The organism is Mesorhizobium sp. WSM4807 (assembly GCF_055811615.1).
Genome location: NZ_JBVVQY010000071.1, coordinates 1 through 6,695 on the forward strand (window position 1 = coordinate 1; position 6,695 = coordinate 6,695).

7 protein-coding genes and 2 pseudogenes are annotated in these 6,695 nt (G+C 59.6%); 6 read left to right on the top strand and 3 right to left on the bottom strand.

What is annotated here, in order from left to right; genetic code table 11:
• On the top strand, window positions 1-648 hold a 648-nt coding region (locus AC0L3N_RS33320; protein ID WP_473551890.1), incomplete at its 5' end, for a transposase family protein.
• Window positions 649-661: 13 nt separating this feature from the next.
• On the opposite strand, the gene AC0L3N_RS33325 is transcribed toward AC0L3N_RS33320, so the two are convergent.
• Window positions 662-805: a PfkB family carbohydrate kinase gene (locus AC0L3N_RS33325; RefSeq protein WP_473551901.1), complete on the bottom strand. Its 144-nt coding sequence runs from the start codon at window positions 803-805 to the stop codon at window positions 662-664.
• Window positions 806-1,108: 303 nt separating this feature from the next.
• Here AC0L3N_RS33325 and AC0L3N_RS33330 point away from each other — a divergent pair, with 303 nt between their 5' ends.
• A complete protein-coding gene (locus AC0L3N_RS33330; RefSeq protein ID WP_473551893.1) occupies window positions 1,109-1,615 on the top strand; it encodes a 2-phosphosulfolactate phosphatase in 507 nt (168 codons plus the stop codon).
• A gap of 45 nt (window positions 1,616-1,660) precedes the next feature.
• Here AC0L3N_RS33330 and AC0L3N_RS33335 read toward each other — a convergent pair whose 3' ends face one another.
• Both AC0L3N_RS33335 and AC0L3N_RS33340 read right to left on the bottom strand, forming a co-directional pair.
• Entirely contained in the window at window positions 1,661-1,843 is a 183-nt protein-coding gene (locus tag AC0L3N_RS33335) for a hypothetical protein (protein WP_473551896.1), read from the bottom strand.
• 136 nt (window positions 1,844-1,979) lie between these two features.
• Entirely contained in the window at window positions 1,980-2,780 is an 801-nt protein-coding gene (locus AC0L3N_RS33340) for a phytanoyl-CoA dioxygenase family protein (protein ID WP_473551898.1), read from the bottom strand.
• Window positions 2,781-3,279: 499 nt separating this feature from the next.
• Here AC0L3N_RS33340 and AC0L3N_RS33345 point away from each other — a divergent pair.
• The 4 genes and pseudogenes from AC0L3N_RS33345 to AC0L3N_RS33360 form a co-directional block, all read left to right on the top strand.
• A pseudogene (locus tag AC0L3N_RS33345) lies at window positions 3,280-4,342 on the top strand (ABC transporter ATP-binding protein).
• Window positions 4,343-4,403: 61 nt separating this feature from the next.
• Window positions 4,404-4,526 carry a hypothetical protein gene (locus AC0L3N_RS33350; RefSeq protein WP_473551900.1) on the top strand — a complete coding sequence of 41 codons (123 nt, stop codon included), beginning with the start codon at window positions 4,404-4,406 and terminating at the stop codon, window positions 4,524-4,526.
• Window positions 4,527-5,178: 652 nt separating this feature from the next.
• Window positions 5,179-5,640, top strand: coding sequence for a carbohydrate ABC transporter permease (locus tag AC0L3N_RS33355; protein WP_473551903.1), 462 nt, complete (start codon window positions 5,179-5,181; stop codon window positions 5,638-5,640).
• A gap of 196 nt (window positions 5,641-5,836) precedes the next feature.
• Window positions 5,837-6,353 (top strand): annotated as a pseudogene (locus AC0L3N_RS33360) (DDE-type integrase/transposase/recombinase); the annotation flags it as partial.
• Window positions 6,354-6,695 lie beyond the last annotated feature (342 nt).

Consider the following 6,695-nt stretch of genomic DNA (forward strand, 5'->3'; position numbering starts at 1 on the left):
GCCAACAAGGCGCTGCGCAGGCTCAAGACCTATCTCGGCCGGACCATTCGCGACATCTCCCGCCAGATCGCCGGCGATGCGAAACTGGACGCGCTCTTCAAATGGTCGCTCTACCAGGCCTCCACCGTTCTCGGGCAGCGTCAGCGCCAGCGCGGCCGCAAAATCTACAGCCTGCATGCGCACGAGGTGGAATGCATGAAGCGCTCAAAGGGTGGCCAGTTCGCCCTGCATGCAAAAGCGCTGCCCGGCAATCCCTATGACGGCCACACGCTCGCAGCGATCATCCCTGACATGGAAAAGACCATCGGCAACGAGATCAGCCGCGTTCTCGCCGACGCCGGCTATCGCGGCCACAACGCACCGGAGAGCCACAAGTTCAGGGTCTTCACCAGCGGCCAGAAACGCCGTGTCACCCCAGCCATCAAGCGCGAGATGCGCCGCCGCTCCGCGATCGAGCCCGTGATCGGCCACATCAAGGCTGAGCACCGGATGGGCCGCAACTATCTCGCCGGCAAGCAGGGCGACGCCGTCAACGCCATCCTGGCCGCCGCCGGCTACAGCTTCTCCCTCCTGCTCAGGTGGCTGAAGGCTCTTTTGTGGCTTCTCCTCGCCGCCTCTCAAAGTCAGCCGAAAGAACTCAAAGCCTGATCCCTCCCATTGTTCACGGCCGACAAATTATCGAGCCCGGCGAATTCGTCGTCCGGGCCCCGTTGAATGCATCTCCGGCCCCGGTGGTGTCGACGACGTCGACCGGGTAGCTTGCGATTTTGGTCAGTCCGTCGGGTCCGGCAATCGCGCGGCTTATGAGAAACGAATTGTGAGGGCTGCACCCATAATTCGTCGACTTTCAAAATGGAGAGCGGCGATAGCGCCGCTCCTCTTCCTCGCGCCGGCTCTAATTGGCCTCATCGCGTTTCGGTTGTTGCCAGCAGGCTGGCTCGTTCAGCAAAGCGTCTTGGGCACTCGCTGCAGGGCTGGCCAGTGGATTGACCCTTGCTGATGCCGTTCGCCGCAGCGGGCGCCCTCGCAGTCACGAAAAGCTCGTCGTACCGGCATTGCCCGATGAGAGACAGATCGCTGAGTTGATGAAAACCCGGACCGCTTGCGCATGAAGATTAAGGTTGCTTTCCTTCCCACCAGCCCCCTGGCTATTGCCGGAGACGTGTGCATTATCGTGGATGTGATCCGCGCGACGACAGCTCTCGTCGGACTTTTCGACGCTGGCAGCGAACGTGTGTTTGTCGGCGGATTTCGCTCGGACGTCGCCAAAGCGCGCGCCACCGTGGGCGAGAATGGCGTTATCTGCGCGGAGCAGGATGATGGATCCCCGCCCATCGGATTCGATTATGAGCCCTCGCCGTCCCTCCTGTCCCGACTCGATCTGTCGGGCCGCTCTGCGATGCTGGCAACGGCCAATGGCACGCCGGCCATTCTCGTGACAGATCGCGAAGGCGCGGCTTTGGTGCTGATTGGTTCGCTAAGAAACTTAGATGCGGTTGCCCGGCGTGCGCTCGCGGAGGCGCCGGCGCGCAACAAGAAGGTACTGCTCAGGACGTCGTCCGAACTGAGCTTCGATCCCGCTCTCGATGAGCACAGTCTCTTGGACCAGATCTAACTCGATTTGGCCAAGTTATCGCCGCCCGCCCGCGGCTCGTCTATCCTAGCCTAGGCTCGCGCCACCTCCGAGAACGATCGCTATCAGGTTGAAGATCAGTGCCAGAACGAAGGGGTTTTCGCCACGGCTCTTGGTGCGCGTCAGCACCATCGCCAGAGCGTAGAGAATCGCGGAAACCAGCGGCATCACGGCATGGATGCTAAGATCGCCGGTCTGCGGCTTCAGCATGAGCAGCACACCGACGAAGCCGAGGGCGACTCCGACCCAACCTTGCACCCCGACAGTGAGTATCGGAGAAGCTCCCGCATCGTCCCGTAGGGTTCCATCGTAGCCTGCTCAAGGTGCTCAGGCTGCGACCGACCAGCTAGGCTCTCCCGACGATCGGGTTGATCGTGTCGTCGCAGAGCCTGTCGCCGACCTTCAGGCTTTCGAAGTAAGCCGTGGGCAGAATGTCCTGTTCCCCGTTAAAGGTGCTGCCATCGGGCATGAAGCCCGCCGTCATCGCGATCCGGCGGCGGCGGGTCATGTTGGCCCCGGCGCCATGCGCCGTAAGGCCGTTGTGAAAGCTGCAATCGCCCGCGGGCATTGGCACCGCGACAGGGTCCGTCTCTGCCATCCCGGGGTAGACCTTGAAGAGTCCTGCAAGGTCTTTCCCGATGTTGACGTTGTCGTAGCCGGCGAGCCTGTGGCTGCCCGGCACGAACGACAGGCAGCCGTTGAGGGGCGTCGCATCATCGAGCGCGATCCAGATCGAAATCGCGTCGCGCGAATAGAATGACCAAAAGGGATTGTCCAAGTGCCACGCGGTCGGGTTGCCGTAGGGCTCCTTGATCAACGCCTGGTCGAGCCAGATGCGCATCGCGGGCTGGCGGGCAAGGGCGCTGGCCATGTTGCCGATCTCGGGGCCGCGGATGTAACGGTGGATCGTCTGATTAAGTTTCGAGACGTTGATCCGCTGGGTAAAGACCTTGTCGTGGTAGAGGTCGACGCCTTCGAGCCGGTCGACACTGCCTGGGAGATTCTTGCGGCCAGCCATCATCTCAACTGCCTCGAGGACGGCGGCTTTGAGTTCGGCCACCTCGGCCGGCGACAAAAGGCCTGGGATGTGCACGAACCCTCGCTCCTGGTATTCTCGGACCTGATCCTCGGTTACTTCACTTTTCATTGCGTGTTCCTTCGCCTGCTAATCCAATCACCGTTCGCTTGGGTCATGGCCTTCACCTTAGCCCACTGCTCGCCTTGACCCGCCGCCACCGACTTAATTTTCACCCCGGTCAATTGGTCATGCGAATCCTCCTGATTATTCTTTGACGTCCGCCATTGCCGATGGAGTCGGTGAAGAAGCAGGCGCACGCTAAATTATTTCTTGCAAGAATGCAATAACCTAATATTGCCAACCGCCAATGCCGTGTGATAGCGATGACTCGGCTTGAGGATGCCGCATGGTTAAGCCGGGTCCGCTTCATATTCAACTTGCTGATGACGTCGACAAAGCGATGGTTCGAGTAGCGCGCGTATCGTGCTCTCTTCAGGTGCAATTGACGTGAACCCGCTAATCACGCGCACGTTCGAATTCGAAGACAGGGTTCAAGATGAAATCGCCGCATCTGCGCCGAGGGGCGAAGTCAAGATGCAGAATGCTTTGCCTCAGTAGGAGATGCGAGTTGGCTCAGGTCACCGTCAGGAACATCGTCAAGCGCTATGGAAACGCCCAAGTCATTCATGGCGTGAATGTCGACATTGCCGATGGCGAGTTCGTCATCCTGGTCGGCCCATCGGGGTGTGGCAAATCCACCCTGTTACGCATGATCGCCGGTCTCGAATCCATATCCGGCGGTGAGATCCGCATCGGCGGCCGGGTGGTGAACGATGTTCTGCCAAAAGACCGCGACATATGCGATGGTGTTCCAGAACTATGCGCTCTATCCGCACAAGAACGTCGCCGACAACATGGGCTTCTCGCTCAAAATGAAGGGCAGGCCGAAAGCCGAGATCGATGCCAACGTGAAGAAGGCGGCTGAAATTCTCGATCTGGGCAAGCTGCTGGACCGGTTCCCGAAACAGCTTTCGGGCGGACAGGGCCAGCGTGTGGCTATGGGACGCGCCATTGTGCGCGAACCGGAAGTCTTCCTGTTCGATGAGCCTTTATCGAACCTCGACGCCCAACTTCGTGTCGCGATGCGCGTCGAAATCAAGGAATTGCATCAACGCCTCGGCACAACGATCGTCTATGTTACCCATGATCAGATCGAGGCGATGACTATGGCCGACAAAATTGTGGTGATGAAGGACGGCAAGGTGGAGCAGGTCGGCGCACCGCTCGATCTCTACGACAACCCGGGGAATGTCTTCGTCGCCGGCTTCATCGGCTCGCCGGCCATGAACTTCATCAACGGCAAAATCGAGTCCAAAGACGGCATGCAGCTCTTTGTGTCAGATACCGGATCCGTGCTGCCGGCCGGCGGGACCAGGGCATTGGGCGGCCAGCCGGTCATCTACGGCATACGTCCCGAGCATATTGACATTGCGCACGACGGCTTGTCGGCAACGGTTTCGGTGCTGGAGCCGACCGGCTTCGAAACACAGGTTTTCGCCAAGCTTAGCGAGGACGCCATCGATGCCGTCGTCAAGGACCGGCTCACCGTCCGGCCTGGTGAAGAGGTGAGGCTGAAGATCGATCCGCGCCGGGTCCACATCTTTGACAGGCAAAGCGGCCCACGCCTGTGACGCTTCGGCATTCTGCTTGCGGAGGTCATCTGCAGGTAAGACGCGCCGGTGAACTGACGTCATGACTTCGCAGGAGTTTTCCGCACAATCGGTGCTGGTCACCGGCGCCTGCAAGGGCATTGATCGTGCGGTCGCGCTGATGCTCGCGTCGCGCGGCACACGTGGTGGCACTCACCCGGTCTGAGGCCGATCTGAGGGTGCTCGAAGCCGAGATCGGCAGCCACTCCATAATGCACAGGATCGGGCGGCCGTTCGGCACCTGAGACACGTGCGCCTCTACCGCTAAGTGGAGGCTTATCCTTTGAGATCAACCAGGTTTTTCGACGACAGGTTTCGTACATCGCGCTCGCCACAGAGAGCTATGGCACATCACTATCCCGCTGATGCGTCGGCCGCTGGCCTTCGTAATCGTCATTGACACAGTGGCCGCATCTCTGCTGTTTGCTCCGATCGCGTTACTTACCCGAGGCGGGCCCAACGGCAGCACGCAGCTCATCATGTACGACGTGTATCAGCAGGCTTACTCTTTCAACGATGTGCCTGGCTGCGGAAGGGTTGACCTTGATGGTCATCATCATCCTCATCCAGTTCCGGTTGCTATCGCGGGAAAAGCAACTGTGAGCGCCGGAAAAAAGAGCTCGGCCGGGGCAGCGCGCTCGGCGGAGCGTTCCGGACCGGATTGATCAACTCGATCGTCGTGGCCGCATGTACGGTGGTCGTGGGACTGCTGGTTTGCGCAGCCGCAGCCTTCGCGTTGAGCGCCATGCGGTGGCGCGGCCGCGAGGTCGTCTTCGCCATCATCGTATTCAGCTTTTTGGTCCCCGAGGAGGTCGTGGCTGTCCCGTTGGCGGCCATCTTCGCGCGCGCCGGGCTGGCAGAACACCTACATCGCACTGATCATGCCCTTCGTGGGCAACGGCATAGTGATCTTCCTACTGCGGCAGTTCTTCCTCGCCGTACCGCGTTCGCTGATTGAAGCGGCCCAAGTCGATGGAGCCGGCTGGCTAAGGATTTTCCTCGAGGTTTTCTTGCCGCTATCGCGTCCGGCCCTTATCGCCGCCGGGCTCATTCTCTTCAATGGGCAATGGCAGGCCTATCTCTGGCCGCTTCTGGTCACGACGCGCCAGGACATGTTCCTCGCCCCGATTACCCTTGGCCAGATGGTGGGCCAGTACAAGAGCGACATCGGCCAGATCTTCGCGGCATCGACCATTCTAAGCCTCATCCCTGCAGTCGTCCTGCTGGGCTTCCAACGCTTCTTCACCGACTCGGTCGCGATGTCGGGCGTCAAAGAATGATCCGGAGCTTTCGCGTGACCATAAGACTGCTTCACCAAGTCATTGGAGGCCAGGAAGCGGTGACAGCGGAGACATTTACCCCCTGTAAGCCACAGATGGCGGAACTCGCAGGGATGTGTTGCAACATTTTGACTACCGACGTTGTGGCAGGAATCCCCCGACTATTTTCGGAGGGTGCTATGTTCAGTGATCCGCTTTGCGTGCGCTGGCCCAGTGGATGTACCTCTACCGCGCCATCGACAGCGTCGGCGACACTGCTGAATTCTGGTTCAGCGACCAGGGCGACCTGCCGTCGACCAAGCGCTTCTTCAGAAAGGCGCTGGAACGTCAGGGGCGACCCGATCGCGTCATCATCCACGGCAGTCAGACCAACCTGCAGGCGAACAATCGGATCGAGCAGGATCATCGGTGCTCAAGCTCCGTATCGGCCGATACTCGGCTTCAAATCACCAGCATCAGCCGCGATAATCCTGGCCGGCATCGAAATGGACCACGTGATGCGCAAGCGACAGGCGAGGTTCGCCTTCACGAACCCATCCATGGGTCTCTCTGCGTCCCTACTCGGCCGCTGCAACAAAACCCATGGAATTACCAGCGCTGAACGGCCTCAACTGCCCGCTTACGCTACATGCGGCAGTACGCGCTTCGATCCTGATTTGCCGCCCGGCGCGCCTGAGGGCCGGACACAATGGCAGGCTGGGTATGTTCGATGACAGCGTTCGATTGGGCCGCTGCATTAGGTCAATCGCTCGAAGATGACGTTGATGTCAGTCATTGCAGCAAGCCGGTATGATCTGCATTCCATCAGATTGATAATCCGAGCCCTGTTGCCCTTAGACGATGCTCACTTGGCTCGCATTGGATGACAGCAGGTCTGATGCGCTCGTAGTCAATGGCCTTAACGAGATCGTGATCCAGTCCTTCGCAATCAATCGATAAGAAATCGACCTTATTGGCATATGGGGTCCGGGCGCGCAGTGCGGATCAGCGCTTCCAATTCAGGATTGGGTTCAACCAGAACACCCCGCGCACCTCTTTGGTACATAAGATAGGTA